This window comes from Buttiauxella sp. AC038 (assembly GCF_979253565.1).
Window position 1 is genome coordinate 3,563,999 of the sequence record NZ_CEEDCQ010000001.1, and the last position, 23,829, is coordinate 3,587,827.

Sequence of the window (23,829 nt, forward strand, 5' to 3'; positions counted from 1 at the left end):
TATGACCCCTGCTGATTTAGCGTTCGACCAACAACATATCTGGCACCCTTACACCTCCATGACTAAACCGTTACCAGTTTATCCGGTTGTGGCGGCAACAGGCTGCGAACTACAACTTGCTGATGGTAAAGCCCTTGTTGACGGGATGTCGTCCTGGTGGGCGGCAATTCATGGCTACAATCACCCGCGCTTAAATCAGGCAATGAAAGACCAGATTGACCAGATGTCGCACGTCATGTTTGGCGGGATCACGCACCCACCCGCAGTGGCACTGTGTCGTAAACTGGTCGCCATGACGCCGGAAAACCTCGAATGCGTATTTCTTGCAGACTCCGGTTCTGTCGCCGTAGAGGTCGCAATGAAGATGGCATTGCAGTACTGGCACGCCAAAGGCGAACCTCGTCAGCGTTTCCTCACTTTCCGCAACGGTTATCACGGCGATACTTTTGGTGCCATGTCGGTGTGCGATCCGGATAATTCGATGCACAGCCTTTGGCAAGGTTACCTGCCTGAGCACCTGTTTGCTCCCGCGCCAAATTGCCGTTTTGACGATGAATGGGATGAGATGGACATCGTGCCATTTGCACGTTTAATGGCCGCTCATCGCCAGGAAATTGCAGCAGTGATCCTTGAGCCTATTGTTCAGGGGGCTGGCGGTATGCGGTTCTATCACCCGGAATGGCTAAAGCGTATTCGCCGCATGTGCGATCGCGAAGGCATTTTGCTGATTGCCGATGAGATTGCGACCGGCTTTGGCCGTACAGGCAAGCTGTTTGCCTGTGAACACGCGGGAATTTCACCGGATATTATGTGCCTCGGCAAAGCGCTGACGGGCGGCACAATGACACTTTCTGCAACTATCACTACCCGCCTGGTCGCAGAAACCATCAGCGACGGTGAGGCCGGATGCTTTATGCATGGCCCAACGTTTATGGGCAACCCACTGGCCTGTGCTGTTGCGACCGAAAGCCTTGCGTTACTCGAAGATGGCCACTGGCAGCAGCAGGTCAAAGCGCTTGAAGAGCAGTTGCTGGAAGGGCTGAAACCTTTACTCGACTGTGAACTGGTGGCAGATGTTCGCGTGCTTGGCGCCATTGGCGTGGTAGAAACTCTTCATCCGGTAGATATGGCGGCCCTTCAGGCATTCTTTGTTGAACAAGGTGTCTGGATTCGCCCGTTCGGCAGGCTGATTTACCTGATGCCGCCGTACGTTATCAACCCTGAGCAACTGGATAAATTGATCCAAGCCGTAACGCTTGCGGTACAAAATCCGGCATTTTTCAGAAGTTGAGAGCCAGCAAGCCTTACGGGTATGCACTACACTTCGAGGATCTTTTCACGTCCCAAACAGGGAGATTCAGATGAAAATCCTCATGGTTTTAACCTCGCACAATCAGCTCGGCAACACCGGTAAACCCACAGGCTTTTGGCTTGAGGAGTTTGCCGCGCCGTATTATGTCTTTCACGATGCCGGGTTGAAAATCACCCTTGCTTCACCAAAAGGTGGGCAACCGCCGCTTGATCCCAAAAGCGATGAACCGGATGCGCAAACCGACGACACGCGCCGTTTTCGCAGCGACACCGCCGCACAAAAACTGTTAGCCAACACCGAAAAGCTTGAAAACATCCATGCAGATGATTTTGACGCGGTGTTTTATCCTGGCGGCCACGGCCCATTGTGGGATCTCGCGGAAGATGGCCATTCCATCAAACTGATTGAGCAATTTTGGGCCGCTGGCAAACCCGTTGCTGCGGTGTGCCATGCCCCTGGGGTTTTGCGCAAAGTAACAAAACCCGACGGCTCACCGTTGGTCAAAGGCAAACGGGTCACCGGCTTTACCAATAGCGAAGAAGAAGGTGTAGGTTTAACCTCAGTGGTGCCCTTCCTGGTAGAAGATGAACTGAAGAAAGCAGGTGGCTTATATGAGCGCACCGATGACTGGGGCGAGTATGCTGTAGTCGACGGGCACTTAGTTACCGGGCAAAACCCGGCATCTTCTGCGATTGCGGCCGAAGAGTTGCTGAAGTTACTGAATATCTAAACGCGAGGAGTTGAGATGAAACTGGTCAGTCAGGATTTCAACGATGGGGATAAACTCCCATGGCGTCAGGTACTTAATGGAATGGGTTACGATGGCGATAATATTTCGCCTCACTTAGCGTGGGATGATGTTCCTACGGGAACCAAAAGCTTTGTCGTGACCTGCTACGATCCTGACGCACCAACTGGTTCAGGTTGGTGGCATTGGGTGGTAATCAATTTGCCAGCCGATACACGCGTTCTGCCGCAAGGTGCAGGTTCAGGCCTTTCTGAACTGCCAGAACCTGCTGTGGAGACACTCACCGACTTTGGTAAACCGGGTTATGGTGGTGCAGCACCACCGAAGGGTGAAGTACACCGCTATATTTTCACAGTTCACGCGCTTGATGTTGAAAAGCTAGAGGTGACGGAAAATGCATCCGGGGCAATGGTGGGCTACAACGTCCATTTCCATTCATTAGGCAGCGCTTCAATCACCGCGAAGTTTAATTAACCCTTCTTTTTATACCCAAATAATTCGAGTTGCAGGTAGACGGCAAGAGAAAGAGTCCCGATGAGCTTACTTGAGTAAGTGATTCGGGCCATTGAGCGTAGCCAACAACCCTGCAACTCGAAGAATGACGGGTATATCAAGCCGATTTGCACAATCGGCTTCCAGTTTCCCCCAACTTAGTATAAAAAAGCAGGCTTTAAGATCCCCTTTTAAATTTGCACTGCAAGGAGCAACCCTTGAACACCTTCTCTGTTTCTCGTCGGGCAGCTGTGCTCGCTTTTGCTGTGGCGCTATCGGCTTGTAGCTCTACACCGCCAGAAGATAAACCGTCCACGCAAGTGGCACCAGGCACCCAATCTCGTCCAGTTTTATCGTCCGATGAAGCCCAGAACTTTGTTCAGGCACGTTACTTCTCATCTAAAAATAAAAATGAAGCCCCCTGGACTCCGTCATCCATTCGTATTCCGCAGCAGCCTGACTTTGTTGTTGGTGCAGCCGGTGGCGAAGGTGTGACCCATACATCTGTCCAGGCTGCCGTTGATGCAGCCATCATGAAACATAGCAACACCCGTCAATACATCGCTATTCAGCCAGGTGAGTATGTTGGCACAGTTTATATTCCGGCCGCTTCTGGCAGCGTAACGCTGTACGGCACCACCGATAATGCAAGTGATGTGAAAATCACTATGCCACTGGATTCTGAAATCGATGCGAATACCTGGCGTCGTGCAGTTAACCCAGGTGGTAAATATATGCCGGGTAAACCTGCCTGGTACATGTTTGATAGCTGCCAGAACAAGCGTAATGCCACCGTAGGTATTATGTGTTCTGCTGCTGTCTGGTCTCAGAACAGCGGCTTGCAGATGCAAAACCTGACTATCGCTAACACTCTGGGTGACAGCGTAGATGCCGGTAATCATCAGGCTGTAGCACTGCGTACTGATGGCGATAAAGTACAGTTGAACAATGTTCACCTGTTGGGCCGCCAGAATACCTTCTTCGTCACTAACAGCGATGTGCAAAACCGCCTGTTAAATGACCGCCAGACACGCACATTAGTGACTAACAGCTACATTGAAGGTGATGTGGATGTGGTTGCAGGTCGTGGTGCTGTGGTGTTCGAAAATACCGACTTCCGTCTGGTTAACAGCCGTACAAAAGAAGGGACCGTGTTTGCGCCAGCTACACTGCCGAATATTTATTACGGTTTCCTGGCGATCAATAGCCGCTTCACTGCAGCAGGCGATAACGTCGCACAACTGGGCCGCGCCTGGGATGTTGAAGCAAGTGAAAATGGTTATACCGCAGGCCAGACCTCTAACGGTCAGGTTGTTATCCGTGACAGCGTGATTAATGAAGGTTTTAACAGTGCAAAACCTTGGGGCGATGCCGCTGGTTCTAAGCGTCCATTCGCTGGCAATATCGGTACTAAAGGCGAGAAAGGCGAAATCCAACGCGATTTGAATGATGCGAATGCTAACCGTCTATGGGAGTTCAACAACCGTGGCGTAGGTAGCTCGGTGGTTGCCGAGTAAAATCAGCGCTGTGCACAAAATAAAAAACCTCGCAATCGCGAGGTTTTTTTATCAGCATAATTAAAAATTTATACTGCGTTTACCACAACCCACATCGGCCCTTGCCCTACTGCATAACGGCCTTTCTCTTCCAGTAAACCTTGTTCACCGGTAATTTGATAAACCGCGATGTGATGCGATTTCTGGCCTGCTGCAATCAGATATTTACCACTGTGATCTACATTGAAGCCACGTGGTTGCGTTTCAGTCGGCTGATAGCCTTCCACCGCAAGAACGCTACCATCTTCTGACACGCTAAATACCGTGATGATGCTGGCAGTACGGTCACAAGTGTAGAGATGGCGACCATCTGGTGTAATGTGGATATCTGCGCCCCAGCGCGTATCTGAGAAGCCCGGAGGCATCATGTCCAACGTCTGCACGCATTCAATTTTACCGTTAGCGTTTTTCAGTTCCCAGACATCAACAGAACCATTGAGCTCATTGACGCAATAAGCATATTTTTGATTTGGATGGAACGCCATATGGCGCGGACCAGCCCCTTCCACGGTGGTGACTTCTGCCGGGGTCTGCGCCACCAGATGGCCATCGTCAGACAAGGTAAACTGGCAAATGCGATCTTGTTTCAGTGCCGGAACCCAAAGTGTGCGGTTATCAGGGGTGATATTGGCTGAGTGGCAACCTTCCAGCCCTTCCATTACATCAACAACTTCACCTGGCAGGCCATCATTGGCAAGACTAACAACGCTCACGCTGCCTGAATTATAAGAAGCGCTGAACAGGTAGCGGCCCTGGTGGTCGGTAGAAATATGCGTTGGGCTGCCTGGAATGGCAGTGACACCCGCCTCGGTGAGCGAGCCGTCATCTGGTGTAATACGATAGGCGATAACGCGAAACTCAGGGCGCACACCCACGTACAGGTAACGTTTGTCAGGGCTAATAACCATTGGCTGAACCTGGCCTGGGACATCAACGACCTGCACAAGCGTAAGCTCACCACCTGGGTTAAGCTGCCAGACGTGAATTTGCTGGCTTTCCGGGCTGGCGGTATAGACTGTTTGTTTCATGAAATCTCTCTCCTCCCAACGTCTTGAGTAATAGTCACAAGGGTAGTGCGTGTTGCCATTTTGAACAACGCGGCAAGCGGTGTAACATCGACACAAGCCTTATGATTCTGAATTTGACTGGAACCCTAAATGACTTATCGTGTAATCGCCCTTGATCTTGACGGCACATTGCTGACACCGCAAAAAACCATTCTTCCTGAATCACTGACAGCTTTACAACGCGCACGTGACGCTGGCGTGAAAGTTGTCATCGTGACGGGCCGTCATCACGTTGCCATCCATCCTTTTTATCAGGCACTGACCCTGGATACACCTGCAATTTGCTGTAATGGCACTTATTTGTATGATTATCATGCGAAAAAGGTTCTTGAGTCCGATCCATTACAACCGCAGCAGGCCAATCAGTTGATTGACTTACTGGATGCCCACAACGTTCATGGGCTGATGTATGTTGATGATGCCATGCTGTATCAAGAGCCAACCGGCCACGTTTTGCGTGCCGAAAACTGGGCAAAATCTTTACCTGAATCGCAACGTCCTGTGTTCCGCCATGTGAATTCACTGCGCGAAGCGGCTTATGAAGTTGATGCAATCTGGAAATTTGCTCTTACCGATGAAGATACGGTGAAACTGCAAAACTTTACCCAGGTCGTTGAGCAGCAGCTTGGACTGACGTGCGAATGGTCCTGGCACGATCAGGTCGATGTGGCGCAAAACGGTAACAGTAAAGGCAATCGCCTGGCGAAATGGGTTGAATCACAAGGTTTATCTATGACCCAGGTGATGGCTTTTGGTGACAACTTTAACGACCTGAGCATGCTGGAAAGCGCAGGTTTGGGTGTGGCGATGGGTAACGCTGATGACGCGATTAAAGCACGCGCGGATTTGGTGATTGGTACTAACCTGGAAACAGGCATTGCCGAGACGATTTATAAGCATTTGATTTAGTTTTATGAAAAGGGTGGATGACCCTTTCGTTTATCCACCCTACAAAACAGTCTCGTCATTCGACAAAATCACGCGGTTATCGAAACACTCTTAATTTGCGCGTACAACCACTGGCCTGGCTTAATCATTAACTCATCCCGCGCCCACGGGCTAATACGCGCCCAAAGTGTTCTTGAACCCACTTCCAACTGCACTTCAACCTGCCCCTCATCGTCGTAGCACTGTGCAACCCTGGCACGCAGCACGTTACGAATACTGCTGTTGACCGGCGGCTGGAGAATCAATGAAACATCTGACGCCTGAATGCGAATGCGCAATGTTGCCTGCAATGGGCTTTCCAGTTTATTCACCCATAAATGCTGGTCGCCCAGCGCCAACGCGCTCATCGCGTAATGCGGATGATGTTCCAACACTGTCACTTTCAGCACGCTACTTTGCTGCTCTTTTGGCAACCATGGGTGCATAACACTGCTACCCCATACCTCCTCCAGATTGCCAAACGCTTTCACTTCTCCGCCGTCGAGCACCAGTACTTTATCCGCCAGATGAAGGATCTCTTCCAGCGAGTGGCTGACATATAGCATCGGAATGTTAATTTCACGCGCCAGGCGTTGCAGATACGGCAGCAATTCGCGCTTACGCGGGATATCCAACGAGGCGAGCGGTTCATCCAGCAGCAGCAACTCTGGCGACGTCAACAGAGCGCGGCCAATCGCTACACGCTGTTTCTCGCCACCAGACAAACTCCAAGGAAAGCGCTCCAGTAAAGGTTCAATACCCAGTAAAGCGACTAATTTATCAAACTGCCCGGCGGCGGATCGGTGCATACCGTATTTCAAATTGCCGCGCACACGGTAGTGCGGGAACAAACGCGCATCCTGAAAAACATAGCCAATGCGACGTTTTTCAGGAGCCAGGAAACGCTTGTTTTCGGCATCACTTAACACGCGGTCATTAAGAACGATTCGCCCCTCTTGCGGGCGAGTCAGGCCGCTAATGGCGTTAATCAGTGAGGTTTTCCCCGCGCCTGAAACGCCAAATACCGCAGTAATCCCCTGTCCCGGCAAGGTTTCGTTAATCGCCAGACGATGGTCGCCCAGCGTCTGAACAAAATTCAGCTCCAGCATTAGAATGCCCCTATCCGTTTACGGCTCTGTCGTGCCAGCCATTCGGCTACCAACAAAGAGACCAGCGCCAGCACGATGGAAATCACACACAATCGCGCCGCTGCATTTTCGCCACCAGGGTTTGAATCAGGGTATACATCGCCGAAGGAATGGTGCGCGTTTCGCCGGGGATGTTTGAAACGAAGGTGATTGTGGCACCGAATTCACCGAGTGAACGCGCAAATGCCAGCACGGTTCCGGCAATAATGCCGGGTAACGTCAGAGGGAGCGTAATGGTGCAGAACACTCGCCAGCGCCCGGCACCTAATGTGCGAGCAGCCTGTTCGAGTTTCATATCTACACCTTCAAGCGCAAGGCGAATCGCTCGCACCATCAGCGGGAAGGACATCACCGCTGCGGCAAGCACCGCACCGCGCCAACTAAACGCGAAGGTGATACCGAAAACATCGTAAATCCAGGCGCCAATCACGCCACGTCTACCCATCGCAATCAGCAATAAATAACCAACGACTACAGGGGGGAGAACTAATGGGAGATGGATAATACTGTCGAGTAAAGCTTTACCCGGGAACCGGCAACGCACCAGCACCCAGGCAAAGAAGATCCCAAAAGGAAGACTAAATAGCACCGCAAGGGTGGAGACTTTCAGGCTCAGCAGTACCGCCTGCCATTCGGGATCGGTCAATATCATTTGATAGTCGTAAATCCGTAACGTTGGAAGATAGCCGCCGCTTCCGGTCCTTTCAGATAGGTGTAAAACGCGCTAACGGTTGGGTTGTCGTGGCCTTTTACAATGGCAATTGGGTATTCAACTTTCTTGTGGGAGTCTTCCGGGAAAGTGCCCACTACTTTCACGCCTTTGCTGGCAACCGCATCGGAACCGTAAACGATACCAAGTGGTGCTTCATCACGTTCAACCAGAGCCAGTGCGCCACGAACATCTTCTGCCGGAGCTAATTTTGGCGATAGGGTATCCCACGCGCCTAACTTTTGCAGCGCTTCTTTAGCGTAAATGCCAGCAGGAACATGGTCAGGATCGCCAACAGCAAGACGGCCACCTTTCAGTAATGAAGCCCAATCGGTTTTCGCGTTAATGGCTACATCACCAATTTTACTGGCTTTCGGTGCAACGACCACAAGGCTGTTGCCGAGCAGCGTTTCGCGGGTGTCAGTTTTGATAGCATCTTTACTTACTGCGTAATCCATCCATTTCTGGTCAGCAGAAATGAATAAATCAGCAGGAGCACCCGCTTCAATCTGGCGCGCGAGCGTTGAAGATGAGGCGAAAGAAGATGCGATTTCAACAGTCTTACCTTTCTGATATTGCGTAGCAATATCCTGCATCGCATTGGTTAAGGATGCCGCGGCGAAAACGGTAATTTTGCTGTTATCGGCAAATGCCTGCCCTGCCATTGTGACGCTCAACGCGGCACCTAATGCCAGACGTACCCATTGCTTAGCCATTTGTTACTCCACTTGGTTTCGTTATGTAGCGCATAATATAACGATGCTAAGGCGGAATTTACAGATCTTATCGGCAAGATGGGCGGAAAGTTTACCCACAGGAGAAGTTCAAGTGGCTGTGGCTACAATAAAAATATTGTCGCCAGCCCCAGGAATATAAAGAAACCACCGGTGTCGGTGATAGCGGTAATCAGCACGCTTGAACCGACAGCCGGGTCTTTGCCCAGACGCATCATGATCATCGGGATCAGCACGCCCATTAGCGATGCCACCAGCAGATTGAGTACCATCGCAAGCGTCATCACACCGCCCAACGCCATATCGTCGTAAAGCAGCCAGGTCACGCATCCCATTACACCGCCCCAGATAATCCCGTTAAACAAGGCAACGCCCAGTTCACGTAACACTAAAAAGGAGAAGTTCCCCGGCTGGATATGTTGCAGCGCCAGCGCCCGCACAATCATGGTGATAGTCTGGTTACCGGTATTACCGCCGATACCTGCAACAATCGGCATCAGAGAAGCCAGTGCCACCAGTTGGGAAATGGTGTGTTCAAACAAGCCGATAACGCGTGAGGCGACAAACGCGGTACACAAATTTATTGCCAGCCACGCCCAGCGCGCTTTAACCGCTTTACTCACCGGGGCAAACACATCTTCTTCTGCGCTCAAGCCACCCATCCGGCGCAAATCATTGTCGGTTTCTTCGTAAACCACATCAACGATCTCATCAATCGTCAGGCGACCAATCAGTTTGCCGCTGCTGTCGATGACCGCCGCACTGACTAAGTCATCACGTTCAAAGGTACGCGCCGCAACTTCGTCATTGTCTTCGGGAGCAAAGCAGGTTGGGTTGTCGTCCATCACGTTCATGACCAGCGTCTGCGGAGCATGCAGTAAGATGGTGGTTAACCCCAGCTCCCCAAGCAGCGTTTTATCCCGCGTGGTGACAAAAACTTTATCCGTGTTTTGCGGCACTTTGCCGCGTAAACGCAGGAATCGTTGTACCACCGCAAGCGTTACATCCGCCCGTACGGTGATCACTTCGAAATCCATAATCGCGCCAACACTGTGCTTTTCGTAGTGCAACACTTGCCTGACACGGACGCGTTGTTCCTGTGGCATGGTCGCCAGCAAACGCCCCATCAAGTCGCGAGGCAGATATTGCGCAAGGTAAATTTGGTCGTCGATATCCAATGGGCGAATGATATTGAGCAGCGCTTTATCGCTCATCCCTTCAATCAGGTCATCCCAAACAGTTTCCGAGGCTTCAATTAATATCTTACCGCGCTGATCATCTTTGAGCAGTCGCCATAACGCATGGCGTTCTTCCGTCGGTAAGGCTTCCAGGACGTCAGCAAGATCGGCCGCGGGCAGTCTTGCCACAAGCGTGGCTACCTCTGAAATATCCTGTTCGGGAGTGTGGGCATCAGGTTGCGGCAACCTGCCCAGAATGCCTGTGGCAACGGCTTTATTGGTTAATAGAATTTGGAGGATGCGGGCTCGGTCTTGCGCACGTTGTTTAGTGCTGTACTTTGGAGTGACAGACATCTGGCAATATTCCCTGAGAACGACGAGCTAAGTTATAGTCCTTTCAAGCCCATAAAACAAAAAACCAGCCGATTAAGGCTGGTTTTATTGATCAGTTGACCGTTCGCGCGACGGCGTCGCGCGAAGCATGCTCTCGCTCGTGGCCGGTTAACTCACCGAGTTGCCCGTGGCGCATTTCCAGTAACCGATCCGCATGAACAAAATAGTGATCGTCATGACTGATGGCAAAAATGGTTTTGCCCATTTGCTGCATTAGCGGCAATAGCGTCTGGTAGAACTCGCGGCGGAAATGCGGGTCCTGGTCGGCGGCCCATTCATCTAACAAAATAATGTCGCGCTCTTCCGCTAACGCCAGCAGTAAGGCCACGCGTTTTTTCTGCCCTTTCGACAGTTTCAAATTGAGAATAGTGCCGTTTTCCAGCTCGAGCTTGTCGCTCATTTTCAGGCGCTCAATCCATTGCGTAACCAACTCTGGGTTAGCCTGTTCACCCTGTGGCCCGAGCAGGCGGTCAAACAACCAGACGTCGGTGAACACCGCAGAAAACAGCTTGCGATAATCGTCCTGATTACCGGCATCAATCTTTTTACCGTCCAGATAAATAGCGCCAGATACTGGCTGATAAAGCCCGGTCAGCAGCATCGCCATGGTCGATTTTCCGCTACCGTTGCCGCCAATGAGGAACAACAATTCGCCACGTTCAATTTTGAGATTCAGCGGCCCAACGGAGAAGCTGTTGTCACCGTACTGGAACACCACATCGCGCATTTCGAGGGTTTGCCAGTGGGCAGGTTCAAGGCTTCGTGGGAATGCGGCATCGTAAGGTGCAAGATGGAATTTGTTCAGTTTGTTGAATGCCACCTGCGCGGTAAGCAACGTCGGTAATGCGCCAATCGCCGACAACATCGGCGTGCGTAAGAACAGAAGTGTCAGAGAAAACGTGGCGGCAACGTTGGTATCAGACCAACCGAGGCTGTTTGCCATCCAGAACACCAGGCCAATCACGCCGAGCATCATAATATTCGACCAGTTCACCGCACTCAGATGGTAGGTATCCGCGCGAATAATATGGCTGCGATAATCGTTAGCATGAGGAATATAAGTGTCTTCATAGACGCGTTCAGCACGTTCGCGGTTTAAAGCCAGTTCTTTGCGCCCTTCAATCACGGTCTGGTAATCGTTGTAAAGCTGGTCTTCAATTTCGCGCAGTTGCGCAAGGTGCTTGTAAACTCGCGCCACCAACACATAGCCGCCATAGATGGTTACAGCGACCCAAATCGCCGTGACACCCAGCATTTTTGGTGACAGCCAGGCCAGATATGCCGCTGAACCAAAGGTCAAAATAATGCCCTGCACTAGTTCCGGCAGGCGCACAAAGGCAATGGTAATATTGCGCACATCACTGGTTAAACCCGCCAGCAGTGCCGCATTGCCGAGTTGTTCAACCCGTTCCACGTGCGTGTCCATCAGGCGTTTAATAAATTCACTACGCAGGCGGAACACAAAATGGTGGCCGAGTGTGGTCAACGCCAGCTGCGAGCCTAATGTGACTGCCATTAATAGCAGTAATAAGCCAAGAAATTCGGGTAGCACCGAAAGAGAGAGATCGGGCGTTTCAATCAGCCGCAAATTAATAAAGGCAATTAAGCCGATACCTAACGCCGCGCTGAGCAGGCTTAATGCCATGACTGTCAAGAAAGGCCAGCGATACTGCCGGTAAACCACACGTAAAAGTTCCATCACTCACTACCCAAAATCGAAAACAGCGAGCAGTTTAAACGGCAATTACTGTACAGCAAGAATAATTCTTATTTATATTCGTGTTACCGGGTGCGGCGGAAAGTGAGATTGTAGCGAAACTCGTCAGTAGCAGGATGATGGCCCGGTTTAAGCGGTAAAATACCATGATAAAACAGCCTTGATGACCCGCCCCAAACCACGACATCACCGTGTTCGAGCATCACTCTTTTCAGCGGGTCATTGCGCTTAAGCCCACCAAACTGAAACACGGCGGGTAACCCAAGCGACACCGAAACAATTGGCTGTTGCAGATTTAGCTCATCTTTATCCTGATGCAGCGAAAGTTTAGCGCCCGGTGCGTAGCGGTTAACCAGGCAGGCATCAGGATTAAAATCAGGATACCCCGCAGCCTTTGATGCGGCATCGGACAACTGGCGAAAAACGGTCGGTATCGCGGGCCAGTGTTGTGACGTCAGCGGGTCAATCGGGGAATAGAGGTAGCCGTGAGCGTTAGTCGTCCAGCCGACTTCGCCGCAGTTGGTCATCGCCACCGACATCGTGTACCCGCCTGGCGTGACCATCTGGCGAAAGGGGGAAAATGCAGCAACTTCCTCAATTTGCGCGATAAGCAGCCGTGCATCCGCGCAGGCAAAGCGGCGCAAAATAACCGCGCCATCAGCCAACGGCTCTAGCCACGGTGCTTCATCGGCAAATAAATCGAGCATCACTCACTCCCCCTGCTGTTCGGCTTCGATCTTAAGAAGTTGGCGTTTACGCTCAACGCCCCAACGGTAGCCAGAAATCGCACCGTCATTACGCACAACACGGTGGCATGGAATAATGACCGCCAGTTTGTTTGCGGCGCATGCTCCGGCCACTGCACGTACTGCCTGCGGCTTGCCGATGCGTTCGGCAATGTCGCGATAGCTCGCAGTCTGCCCAGCAGGGATGTCACGCAACGCCTGCCAAACTTGTTGCTGAAATGCGGTGCCCTGAATATCCAATGGCAAATCAAACTGCTGGCCTGGGCGCTCCAGTAAACTCACCACCTGCGCGACATTTTGCGCAAAGAGTTCGTCGCCGGCCATTAATGCAGAGTGCGGGAACAGCGTTTCCAGTTCGGCAATCAGCGTTTTGGCCTCGTTACCTAACAGTATGGCGCAAATACCTCGCTCGCTCTGCGCGACCAGAAACGCCCCCAAACGACATGACCCCACCACAAATTGAATCACGGTGCGGTCACCTCCCTGGCGGTATTGTTTCGCCGTCATCCCTAAGACTTTATCCGCCTGCTGGTAATAGTTGCTTCCTGACTGAAAACCAGCGTCGAAAACAGCCCGTGTGACTGGCTCACCCTGGGCCAACTGCGCACGTAACCGTTTTGCCCGCAACGCCTTTTGCCACGCGTGAGGCGTTAGCCCGGTGACTTGTTTAAACAGACGATGAAAATGGAACGGGCTCATTGCTACTTGCGAAGCTAAGTCGGCAAGAACGATTGAATCGTTGCTGGCTTCAAGGATTCTGCAGGCCTGCGTGATGCGGTCAATACGTTGTTGCTCAGGTGCTTGTTTGTCCGGCTGGCAGCGTTTGCACGGGCGAAAACCGGCATCAACGGCGGCGTCAACGCTTTCAAAGAACAGCACATTTTTGCGTAACGGATGACGCGCGCTGCAAGAAGGACGGCAGCAGATCCCGGTAGTTTTCACCGCAAAGACAAACTGCCCATCAGCGCGACTATCACGGGTTTCCACAGCCTGCCAGCGGCTTTCATCGTTGGCTTTATCAAAAAAATGATTCATGACTGGCTCCTGTATTTTGCTGTCATGGTATGACTTTGACAGTTTGAGGACGCTGGGGAACCCGCAATCTTGCTTTCTAATTTTACTCGCTAAGTAAGAAGGTTTTAAACTGAGGAGACATCCAGGTGGTAAAACTATCGCCCTCTTTGGTTATTAAATAAACCGCCAGCCCCTCTTTTTCAGCCACCTGTTTGGCTTTTTCAGTTCCAAGCACCATCAAACCAGTATCCCAACCGTCGGCTTCCATCGCCGTTGGTGAAATCACCGTCGCGGAAACTAATTTATGCTGAATCGGTTGGCCTGTTTGTGGGTCAATCACATGGGACAAACGCTTGCCATCAAGTTCATAATAATTGCGATAGCTGCCGGAGGTGCTTATCCCGTGCCCGTTGAGATCAACCACCGCCTGCACCGCGTTTTCGCGATCGGTCGGTTTCTGAATGGCGACGCGCCAGGCTTTGCCATCGGCATTCGTGCCACGCGTGACCACTGCCCCACCAACGGAAACTAAATAACGGCTGATGCCATTTTGTTCCATCAAACGCGCCAGATGATCGGCAGCATAACCCTCACCCATCGTGGAAAGATCAACATACAAACCCACAAGATCTTTCTGTAACCACTGTTTCCCGGCCTGGTTTATCACCGTGAGATGATGCAAACCGGTCAGCGCTTTCGCAGCATCAATCTGTGCCTGATTAGGCGTTTTTATCGGTTGTTTATCTGGGCCAAATCCCCACAGATTCACCAACGGACCGACGGTGATATCCATCGCGCCATCGGTCTTCGCGCCAATGCGCAAAGCCATAGTCACAATATCGCTCATTGCTTCAGCAACGGGATAAGGTTCCGTCGAAGAGGACTGGTTAAAGCGCGATAAGGCAGAATCTTTTTTGTAGGTCGACAAGAGGCGATCGTCACCATCTAGCAGTGTCTGAATTTTTTCCCGCAGCTCAGTCTGTCTTGCATTATCCACACCCGCGAGACTTGCACGCCAGTATGTCCCCATGGTTTTGCCTTCCAGCACCATGCCAGTATTACCTTTTGCTGCTGGGTTATCGCAGCCTGCCAAAGCACCCAAAACTATGGCAAACAGGCCATAGCGTAATAATCGTAAGTCCATTGTTTCTCTCTCCTGTTTGAGCGCAAAAGGGTACACCAACTGGCAAAGAATTGGATTAAAAGTGAAGGATTGTTGAGAGTTCAGACGTAAAAAAGGCGCCCTAAGGCGCCTTTTATAACGAACACTGCGAAAGCAGGAATTAGAACTGGTAAACCAGACCAACACCTACGATATCGTCAGTACCAATGCCAGCGGCTTTGGTGAACTCGTTCTCGTCCAGCAGGTTGATTTTGTAATCAACATAGGTGGACATGTTTTTGTTGAAGTAGTAAGTCGCGCCAACATCAACATATTTCAGCAGGTCCTGGTCGCCGTAGTTGGTGGCGCCATTGTTGATGTCCTTACCTTTAGATTGCAGGTAAGCAATGGATGGACGCAGACCGAAGTCGAACTGGTACTGTGCAACTACTTCGAAGTTCTGTGCTTTATCAGCAAAACCGTAAGCGTCCGAGTCAGAGCTGCCGCCGAAACGAGTTGCGTTATAAGTCTGGGTGTACTGTGCAGCCAGGTAGACATTGTTGGCATCATATTTCAGGCCACCGGTATAAGTCTCAGCACGGTCGCCGTTACCATAGATACCAGCTTCGCTGTTCTGGTCAGCAGTACGTTTGGAAGAAGACATCGCTGCACCAGCACCGAAACCTGAACCCAGATCGTAAGTTACAGACATACCGTAAGCATCACCGTTCTGTTTCAGAACGCTGCGGCCGCCAAAGTCTTCACCGCTGGTGCTACCGTTTTTACCCTGGTATTGCAGAGCAAAGTTCAGGCCATCAACCAGACCGAAGAAATCGGTGTTGCGGTAAGTTGCAACGCCGTTAGCACGGGATTGCAGGAAGTTATCTGCACCATAAGTGTCGCCGCCAAATTCTGGCAGAACGTCGGTCCAGGATGTTACATCGTAAACTACGCCGTAGTTACGACCATAGTCGAAGGAACCATAATCGCTAACGCGCAGACCAGCAAACGCCACACGAGTCCATGCATTGTTTTCGCTTTCAGAGGTGTTGCCCTGAATCTGGTATTCCCACTGGCCGTAACCGGTCAGTTGGTCATTTACCTGAGTTTCGCCTTTGAAGCCCAGACGCATATAGGTCTGATCACCGTCAGCGCTTTTGTCGTCGGAGAAGTAATGTAAGCCATCTACTTTACCGTACAGATCTAATTTGTTGCCATCTTTGTTATAAATTTCGGCCGCATGAGCGGTGCCTGCTACCAGCAATGCTGGAACCAGGAGGGACAGTACTTTAACTTTCATGTTATTAACCCTCTGTTATATGCCTTTTTATATGCCACTGCTTACTGATTAATTTACTAATCAGTCGGCTAACCCATTCTCCAAAACAAATACAGATTAATCCAATCCGAATATGATACTAAAACCACAGAGATGTTTCATTTGTCTATATACGTGTTTCAAAATGTAAATATGATGGAACTTTTTTCCGCACAAAAAGACAATGATATAAGCACTAATCGTCAAAAAAATTAAAATAATCAACAAAATCAATTTGATGAATTAAATAAATATACGTAGCACTGAATGATAAAACACACTCAATATTTATATATAAAATAACTCCCGCTATCATCATTAACTTTATTTATTACCGTCATTCAGCTTTGAATGTCTGTTTACTAGTATTTTGGACCGGATGCTTGCATCCGGTTTTTTTACGCTTCTTTACGTAACTTTAATCATTTTGTGCTACTCCCTTCAAAAAATAACGTCTATTAACAAATTGCCGCTTCGCTTACAGACAAATCTCACTTCTCATGCGGGAACTTTCTCAAAAAAGAAAACCTAAATAGACAATCATTTCATATTAAATAATTGTACAAATGAAATTAATTTGTACAAAAACACCGCGAAAGATTGGTTAAAATACACTCCGTTTAATGGCGTTATTTCGGCTAATTATCAACAGCCTGGAAATATCACGATTTCGAATTATACTCGTTGAGTTTTAAGACACAGACGATGACGCCAACGCCTGTTGCAGGTATTCTTAATCTGGATATGTTGGTTTACTTACTAACAGCTATAACGCCTGCTGGCTTGCCTTGCAGAGCAGTGGATTTTTTTAAGTGGCGAATGCTCGCCGGGTTGCGCGCTAACAATGAGTCAGTCAGACCGAATGATCCCTAATAAATTTTCGCTTATCCCCAGCAATATCACGCGCTTCTTCCTGCTATTGATAGTCGTGCTACTGGTTGCCATGGGGGTCATAGTGCAAAGTGCCGTCAACACTTGGCTTAAAGATAAAAGCTATCAGATTGTCGACATCACCCACGCGCTTCACAAAAGGGTCGATACCTACCGTTACGCTACCTGGCAAATCTATGACAACATCGCCGTCTCAACGGCGCCAGCAAGCGACGGCCTGCAAGAAACGCGTCTACGCCAGGATGTGTATTATTTAGAGAAGCCGCGTCGTAAAACCGAAGCCCTGATTTTTGGCTCACATGACAGCTCAACACTGGATATGACACAACGTATATCTACTTATCTTGATACGTTGTGGGGTGCTGAAAACAGCCCATGGTCGATGTACTATTTAAATGGCCAGGATAACAGCATGATCCTGGTCTCGACCTTGCCACTTAAAGATCTGTCTTCCGGTCTTAAAGAAAGCGGCGTCGGTTCCATAGTCGACTCACGCCGCGCTGAAATGCTTCAGCAAGCAAACGCACTGGATGAGCGCGAAAGCTTCTCTCAACTACGCCATCTTGCGTGGCAAAACGGTTATTACTTTACCTTGCGAACAACCTTTAACCAGCCAGGCCACCTGGCAACGGTCGTAGCGTTTGATTTACCCATCAACGATTTGATTCCACCAGGGATGTCACTAGACAGCTTCCGTCTGGAAAATAACGATGCTCCAATGGCGGCTAACGGCATAGAAAAAGAAGATCCGGATAGCATCGCCATTAATTTTAATGGCGCGAAGATTGAAATAGCTTCCCCGCTTGCTACAACCCATATGCGGCTGGTCTGGCAGGTTCCTCTCGGCACTTTGCTGATGGACACCTTGCAGAATATTATATTACCTCTGCTACTCAATATCGGCCTGCTGGCGCTGGCGCTGTTCGGCTTCACCACTTTCCGCCAACAGGCAGCCCGTCCCGTAGAAGTGCAAAACGGCAACGGCGAATTACAAATTTTACGTGCACTTAACGAAGAGATTGTCTCGCAATTGCCACTAGGCCTATTGGTACATGACCTGGATTCAAATCGCACAGTCATCAGCAATAAAATTGCCGACCATTTGTTGCCACACCTTAATTTGCAAAACATCATTGCCATGGCCGATCAGCATCAAGGTGTAATTCAGGCAACTATCAATAATGAACTGTATGAGATTCGCCAGTTTCGCAGCCAGATTGCGCCGCGCACGCAGATATTTGTGATTCGGGACCAGGACCGCGAAATTCTGGTTAACAAAAAGCTCAAGCAAGCTCAGCGTTTATATGAAAAAAACCAGCAGGGACGAATTACGTTCATGCAGCATATTGGTGAAGCGCTACAGCTACCGGTGAAAAATATCGCCGAACACGCCAGTGCACTAAATACTCCAGAGGGGCATGCAGTTGCCAATGAAGCCCAAAGCATTGTGCGCCTGGTGGATGAGATTCAGTTGCTGAACATGCTGGAAACCGATACCTGGAAAACTAATGCAACGCTGTTCGCAATCCAGCCATTGATTGATGAAGTTGCACTTGAGATGTTGCCCATTATCAAGCGTAAAGGTTTGCAGCTGCTGATTAACAACCATCTGGCAGCAGATGAAGAGCGTCATGGCGACCGGGAAGCACTACGTAAAGTGCTGCAGTTATTGCTGCATTATTCGGTAACGACTACCCAAATTGGCAAAATCACCCTGGATATTACTGAAGAAGAGTCCGGGCCTGACCGTCTACTATTCCGTATTTTGGATACCGGTGAAGGCATCAGTAGTGGTGAAGTCGATAATCTCCACTTCCCTTTCCTCAACGAAACCAGTGAAGATCGTTACGGGCGTGCTAATGGATTAACATTCTATTTATGCGATCAGCTTTCACGCAAACTCGGCGGGCATCTGAATATCAAGACCCGAGAGGAAATTGGTACACGTTACAATTTGCACATCAGAATGACAGCCGAACCGCAGCAGGAAGAGCAGGAAGAGAAACTGCTCGATGATGTGGTGGCGATGATTGATATCACCTCCAATGAAGTCCGAAATATTGTCACTCGCCTGCTGGAAAACTGGGGCGCGCAGTGCATCACTCCGGATGAAAGACTGGCAAGTCAAGAGTTTGATATCTTCCTGACAGATAATCCGTCTAATCTTACATCTTCGGGTTTGCTTTTAAGCGATGATGAGAACGGAATGCGGAGGCTAGGCCCGGGCCAGTTCCGAGTTAACTTTAATATCAGTAATGCTATGCAGGATGCGGTGCTGCAGCTGATAGAAGAGCAACTGGCGCAAGAAGGTATTTCAGAATCACCATTGGGTGGCGATGAAAATGCACAACTTCATGCCAGCGGCTATTACGCGCTGTTTGTCGACACAGTACCGGAAGATGTTAGGAGATTGTATACTGAATCAGCGGCGCACGATTTCGCAGCATTAGCACAAACAGCTCACCGCCTGAAGGGAGTGTTTGCAATGCTCAATCTGGTACCCGGCAAGCAGTTATGTGAAACGTTAGAGCATCACATTCGTGAAAGTGATGCTACCAACATACAAAAATATACCAGCGATATTGACACTTACGTCAAGAGTTTGCTGTAGCAAGGTAGCCTATTACATGAACAGTATGAACGTAATTATTGCCGACGACCATCCGATTGTCCTGTTCGGCATTCGTAAATCACTCGAGCAGATCGAGTGGGTGAATGTTGTCGGTGAGTTTGAAGATTCCACAGCGCTTATCAATAACCTGCCAAAACTTGATGCTCATGTTTTGATAACCGATCTCTCAATGCCTGGCGATAAATACGGCGACGGCATTACGCTTATCAAGTACATCAAGCGTCACTTCCCTAGCATTTCTATCATCGTTCTGACGATGAATAACAACCCAGCTATTTTGAGCGCGGTGTTAGAACTGGATATCGAAGGAATTGTGCTCAAGCAAGGCGCGCCAACTGATTTACCAAAAGCGCTGGCAGCACTGCAGAAAGGCAAAAAATTCACACCGGAAAGCGTATCTCGCCTGCTGGAAAAAATCAGCGCCGGCGGTTACGGTGACAAGCGTTTGTCTCCGAAAGAGAGCGAAGTTTTACGTCTGTTCGCCGAAGGTTTCCTTGTGACTGAGATTGCCCGCAAACTGAACCGCAGCATCAAAACCATCAGTAGCCAGAAGAAATCAGCAATGATGAAACTGGGTGTGGAAAATGACATTGCGTTGCTGAACTATCTTTCGTCGGTAAGCCTGTCTCCGGCCGACAAAGACTAATTCAATGTCGGATGACGCTGCGCTTATCCGACCGACAAGAAAGCAATTGTAGGGTGGATTAGCGTAAGCGACATCCACCATTTTTTTATCTGCCGCTACGCACCCTTGCAGCATACAGATCGACCGTCGTTTTCAGAATATCCAGCGTGACCGGTTTCGACAGGCAGCTATCCATTCCCGACTCAATACAGCGTTGTTTCTCTTCTGCCAGCGCATTTGCCGTCACCCCCACCACCGGCAAAGTCAAACCGAGCTGACGAATCCGTTGTGTCAGACGATAACCATCCATATTCGGCATGTTGACGTCGCTCAGCACAATATCAATGTGATTTTTACTCAACACATTCAATGCATCGACACCGTCGTTTGCCGTTTTACATTGATAACCCAACGATCCCAACTGATCTGCCAGCAAACGTCGGTTGATAGGATGATCATCGACAACAAGAATCATCATATCGTCATTTTTTTCATTGCTATCAACGGCTACCGGTTGGGTGGAGTCGGTCCCTGGCAGATTAACCGTAATGCTGTAAATGCGCCCAAGGAGCAGCAATAAATCATGGGGTGCTGCGAGGCTATGTAACCAGCAACCCGGTGAGGCTTCAATTGGGATCCCGATATGGCGACGGCAGAAGATAATGGCGCCGCGCCCTTCCCAGGCTTTTTCCAGCTCATCATCGGTTATTAAAATATCGTCGTTATCCGGCCTCTGACCCTGATACTGCCGAACATCGATTTGGTTACGAGCAAGCACAGACTCGAGATATTTACTCAGCGAAGCATTACGCACCGCCAGCCAGCAGCGTTTATTAACCAACCCTTCGACCTGGGATTGCTCGGCGTATTTTGCAGCGTATAAAGGAATACGGATCGTAAACTGGCTACCCATCCCCACTTCAGTATCTACGGCAATATCACCATCCATCATGCTAATTAGTTTCTCGCAGATGGCCAGCCCAAGCCCTGTACCCTGGAAGTTGTGCTGCACGCCTGTGCCCACCTGGAAGAATGGGTCAAATAAGCGCGTGACTTCTTTAGCCGGGATACCCACGCCGGTATCACGCACACGCCAGGAGAGGTAGTCCCCTTCCACACTGACGTGAAGAACAATACAGCCAATATCGGTAAATTTGATGGCGTTACTGAGCAAGTTGGAAATGACCTGCTGCAAACGCATTGGGTCGCCTTGCAGCGTTAACGGCACATCCGGTTCGATAAAACAGTACAGTCCGAGCTGTTTACGCACCACTAGCGGCAGGTAGTTTGCGGTGATATGGCTCATCACTTCACGTGGTGAGAACTCATGCGGCTCTATTTTTAACTGCTCGGATTCAATTTTTGAGAAGTCGAGAATATCGCTGATGATTTTCAGCAACAGGCTCGATGAGTTGTTCATCGCCGTCACCAGGCGATCGACCCCTTTCGGTAGCTCTTTAGTCTGCAATAAATCCAGGTTACCGATGATGCCATATAGCGGTGTGCGCAGTTCGTGGCTCACGGTGGCTAAGAACATAGATTTTGACTGGCTCGCCTGCTCTGAGGCTTGTGCCATTTCCTGGAGCGACTCTTCCATCTTGACGCGCGCACTGACATCCACCAGCACACAAATTGCGACGTTTTCATTACGATAACGCGAATGGACAAAGCTAATCTGCAAGTTGGTGTGGCTACTGGTCAACACATCGACAAAGTTAACCTGCTGGCCACAGATAATTTGCGTTAACCGCTGTCGGTCTTCATGTGTCAGCATATTGAGATAATTGTGCGCCAGTTCGTTACTCAGAATGTTTGTCCCATCCTGAGTGCGCAAAATACAGATACCGACCGGCGCTGAGGCGACAATTTTACGGTTGAACTGCTCGTGCTCTTCGAGGCGCAGGGCATCATTTTCCGCCGGAATAAAGATCCGTTTTTCATACATACGCGCCAGAGTAAACAGCACAACTCCAACCAGGATATTCAGCAGCACCGCATTGAGAATCAACATGCGAATGCGTTCCAGCACCATATCCACAGGTACGGAGTACACCACGCTCATCGATGACGGCGGCAAGTTTTTCTTGAGAATAAATTGCTTATATCCGGCGGTATAGCCAAACCAGGAACGTTCCTGAAGCCATTTTTCATCAGGCTGAATGTTTGCTTCCGGGCCGGTAAGTGAAATCAATGGATGGCTATTTTCATCGAGAATTGTCACGCCAATTGGCATTGAACCCGGTGAAAGGAAGTTCTCCATACGAATGGTTTGCTCAACCCCCAACAGAGCCTGCAAGCGGTTAGCCAGATACACCGGCGTAAGAGTATAGAAATACCCGACTCCTGGGCGTGAACCCTGACCAATCCAGTAAATACTATTGCTGCGCTCATCCTGTGGTGCATTGCGATATTTCATGATGCGCTCATGCAGCGTTTTCAACGCTTTTTCACGCTCAAGGGGCATTTCACGTAGGCCGAAATCCGCCATGCAAAGATTGTCACCGCCAATTAAAAAGACGCGATTGAGATCGTAGGCCGCCGAGAAATTGTCTCGCCAATAGCGTAAAAACCACGCCAGGGATTGCAAAGATGAACGCCAGGTTGAGCTGACAGCTGAACAGTCAGAGTCGGGGAACAACGGCATGAAACTCGGTGGGTCGACTCTGTTGTCATCATTTTCCACGGACGGCAACACGCCATTAGCGGCGGTCAGGCGATTTTCCGCAATGTACTTGAGCTCTTTCACCACATCAGACGTACGCTGGATATAACGCTGAGCCTGGTCAAAGCTGATATTAAATTCCTGGCGAATTTCTGACTCTTTTTCGTGTAGGGCATTCATGATGTAGAACACCGAAAAGAGCGCAATCAGCAGCCAAAGCAATAAAGCCAGTGCCCGAAACAGGTAGCGGGAGACTTTTAGTGTGGCGCGAAAGGAGACAAGATATTTCAAATTGAGCCTGGTCGTGGAAATAGCAAAACTTTGGATGCCGTTAAGGTAGCCGCAAAAATGGCAGCCCGCAACGGCAAACCGGTAAGGTTTATCGCGATCGATACCTACAAATTGCCGTGGCGGGCGCCTGTATTTATCCGATCGCGAGGTATTACTTTCAGAACTTTTCGATAACCTTGAAGTGCATCAACACCAGTGTCATATCCGGAGAGAACAGATCGTACTCTTCAAAAAAGCGTTTATGCTCGTTACGCCAGTACGCCAGCGTGCGGTCACCTTCACCTTCTGCCAGAGCGTGGGCTTCGCCCACCTGTTCAAAAGTAGTCATTTCCGTGGTGGTCAGTTCAATCGCGCAAACCGGCTTATTCTTGCCATCTACCACCACAAAGATATCGCCTGGCTGGGCAATACCCTCGCCATCCAGATTAGCGCAGGTGGCTGTTTTCACGCCATCGAGCACTAATTTAACCAGTTCGTCCGCCTGTTTTTCTGTATCACCAAACGCCCAGCGTTCTACATCTTCATACTTCTCAGGAATAGCCATTGAATTACCTTATGAGTTAAACC

18 protein-coding genes and 1 pseudogene are annotated in these 23,829 nt (G+C 49.9%); 7 read left to right on the forward strand and 12 right to left on the reverse strand.

Going from position 1 to position 23,829, the window contains the following annotated elements:
* Position 1: 1 nt before the first annotated feature.
* The 4 genes from bioA (at position 2) to AC0IXI_RS17060 (ending at position 4,069) form a co-directional block, all read left to right on the forward strand.
* On the forward strand, positions 2 to 1,291 hold the full coding sequence (gene bioA / locus AC0IXI_RS17045; RefSeq protein ID WP_471682817.1) for an adenosylmethionine--8-amino-7-oxononanoate transaminase: 1,290 nt from the start codon (positions 2 to 4) through the stop codon (positions 1,289 to 1,291).
* 70 nt (positions 1,292 to 1,361) lie between these two features.
* Entirely contained in the window at positions 1,362 to 2,042 is a 681-nt protein-coding gene (locus AC0IXI_RS17050; protein WP_064517186.1) for a type 1 glutamine amidotransferase domain-containing protein, read from the forward strand.
* Positions 2,043 to 2,057: 15 nt separating this feature from the next.
* Positions 2,058 to 2,534 (forward strand): kinase inhibitor, encoded by a 477-nt coding sequence (locus AC0IXI_RS17055; protein WP_471682818.1) that lies wholly within the window; start codon positions 2,058 to 2,060, stop codon positions 2,532 to 2,534.
* Positions 2,535 to 2,770: 236 nt separating this feature from the next.
* Positions 2,771 to 4,069: a putative acyl-CoA thioester hydrolase gene (locus tag AC0IXI_RS17060; protein ID WP_134183693.1), complete on the forward strand. Its 1,299-nt coding sequence runs from the start codon at positions 2,771 to 2,773 to the stop codon at positions 4,067 to 4,069.
* A gap of 68 nt (positions 4,070 to 4,137) precedes the next feature.
* Here AC0IXI_RS17060 and pgl read toward each other — a convergent pair whose 3' ends face one another.
* On the reverse strand, positions 4,138 to 5,136 hold the full coding sequence (gene pgl / locus AC0IXI_RS17065; RefSeq protein WP_064517178.1) for a 6-phosphogluconolactonase: 999 nt from the start codon (positions 5,134 to 5,136) through the stop codon (positions 4,138 to 4,140).
* A 129-nt stretch (positions 5,137 to 5,265) separates the two neighbouring features.
* Between pgl and AC0IXI_RS17070 the strand changes: the two genes are divergently transcribed.
* Entirely contained in the window at positions 5,266 to 6,084 is an 819-nt protein-coding gene (locus tag AC0IXI_RS17070; RefSeq protein WP_471682819.1) for a pyridoxal phosphatase, read from the forward strand.
* 68 nt (positions 6,085 to 6,152) lie between these two features.
* On the opposite strand, the gene modC is transcribed toward AC0IXI_RS17070, so the two are convergent.
* The 9 genes and pseudogenes from modC to AC0IXI_RS17115 form a co-directional block, all read right to left on the reverse strand.
* On the reverse strand, positions 6,153 to 7,211 hold the full coding sequence (gene modC / locus AC0IXI_RS17075) for a molybdenum ABC transporter ATP-binding protein ModC (RefSeq protein ID WP_134183699.1): 1,059 nt from the start codon (positions 7,209 to 7,211) through the stop codon (positions 6,153 to 6,155).
* Positions 7,211 to 7,902, reverse strand: a pseudogene (gene modB, locus AC0IXI_RS17080) (molybdate ABC transporter permease subunit). Before modB ends, modC begins: the two are co-directional and overlap by 1 nt.
* Positions 7,899 to 8,675: a molybdate ABC transporter substrate-binding protein gene (gene modA, locus AC0IXI_RS17085; RefSeq protein ID WP_064517169.1), complete on the reverse strand. Its 777-nt coding sequence runs from the start codon at positions 8,673 to 8,675 to the stop codon at positions 7,899 to 7,901. The pseudogene modB and the gene modA overlap by 4 nt, the downstream one beginning before the upstream one ends.
* 122 nt (positions 8,676 to 8,797) lie before the next feature.
* Positions 8,798 to 10,225 carry a magnesium transporter gene (gene mgtE, locus AC0IXI_RS17090; protein ID WP_064517167.1) on the reverse strand — a complete coding sequence of 476 codons (1,428 nt, stop codon included), beginning with the start codon at positions 10,223 to 10,225 and terminating at the stop codon, positions 8,798 to 8,800.
* 91 nt (positions 10,226 to 10,316) lie between these two features.
* Positions 10,317 to 11,963: a multidrug ABC transporter permease/ATP-binding protein gene (locus tag AC0IXI_RS17095; protein WP_064517165.1), complete on the reverse strand. Its 1,647-nt coding sequence runs from the start codon at positions 11,961 to 11,963 to the stop codon at positions 10,317 to 10,319.
* 83 nt (positions 11,964 to 12,046) lie between these two features.
* Entirely contained in the window at positions 12,047 to 12,688 is a 642-nt protein-coding gene (alkB, locus tag AC0IXI_RS17100) for a DNA oxidative demethylase AlkB (protein WP_064517164.1), read from the reverse strand.
* 3 nt (positions 12,689 to 12,691) lie between these two features.
* Entirely contained in the window at positions 12,692 to 13,762 is a 1,071-nt protein-coding gene (gene ada, locus AC0IXI_RS17105) for a bifunctional DNA-binding transcriptional regulator/O6-methylguanine-DNA methyltransferase Ada (RefSeq protein WP_134183705.1), read from the reverse strand.
* A gap of 82 nt (positions 13,763 to 13,844) precedes the next feature.
* Complete coding sequence (apbE, locus tag AC0IXI_RS17110) at positions 13,845 to 14,885, reverse strand: FAD:protein FMN transferase ApbE (RefSeq protein ID WP_413497956.1); 1,041 nt, start codon at positions 14,883 to 14,885, stop codon at positions 13,845 to 13,847.
* 139 nt (positions 14,886 to 15,024) lie between these two features.
* Positions 15,025 to 16,143 (reverse strand): porin OmpC, encoded by a 1,119-nt coding sequence (locus AC0IXI_RS17115; RefSeq protein WP_064517158.1) that lies wholly within the window; start codon positions 16,141 to 16,143, stop codon positions 15,025 to 15,027.
* Positions 16,144 to 17,005: 862 nt separating this feature from the next.
* Between AC0IXI_RS17115 and rcsD the strand changes: the two genes are divergently transcribed.
* Positions 17,006 to 19,663 carry a phosphotransferase RcsD gene (gene rcsD, locus AC0IXI_RS17120; RefSeq protein ID WP_471682820.1) on the forward strand — a complete coding sequence of 886 codons (2,658 nt, stop codon included), beginning with the start codon at positions 17,006 to 17,008 and terminating at the stop codon, positions 19,661 to 19,663.
* 16 nt (positions 19,664 to 19,679) lie between these two features.
* Complete coding sequence (gene rcsB, locus AC0IXI_RS17125; protein WP_064517154.1) at positions 19,680 to 20,330, forward strand: response regulator transcription factor RcsB; 651 nt, start codon at positions 19,680 to 19,682, stop codon at positions 20,328 to 20,330.
* Between the two features lie 85 nt (positions 20,331 to 20,415).
* Here rcsB and rcsC read toward each other — a convergent pair whose 3' ends face one another.
* Positions 20,416 to 23,262: a two-component system sensor histidine kinase RcsC gene (gene rcsC / locus AC0IXI_RS17130; RefSeq protein WP_064517151.1), complete on the reverse strand. Its 2,847-nt coding sequence runs from the start codon at positions 23,260 to 23,262 to the stop codon at positions 20,416 to 20,418.
* A 157-nt stretch (positions 23,263 to 23,419) separates the two neighbouring features.
* Positions 23,420 to 23,806, reverse strand: coding sequence for an ASCH domain-containing protein (locus AC0IXI_RS17135; RefSeq protein WP_064517149.1), 387 nt, complete (start codon positions 23,804 to 23,806; stop codon positions 23,420 to 23,422).
* Between the last annotated feature and the right edge of the window lie 23 nt (positions 23,807 to 23,829).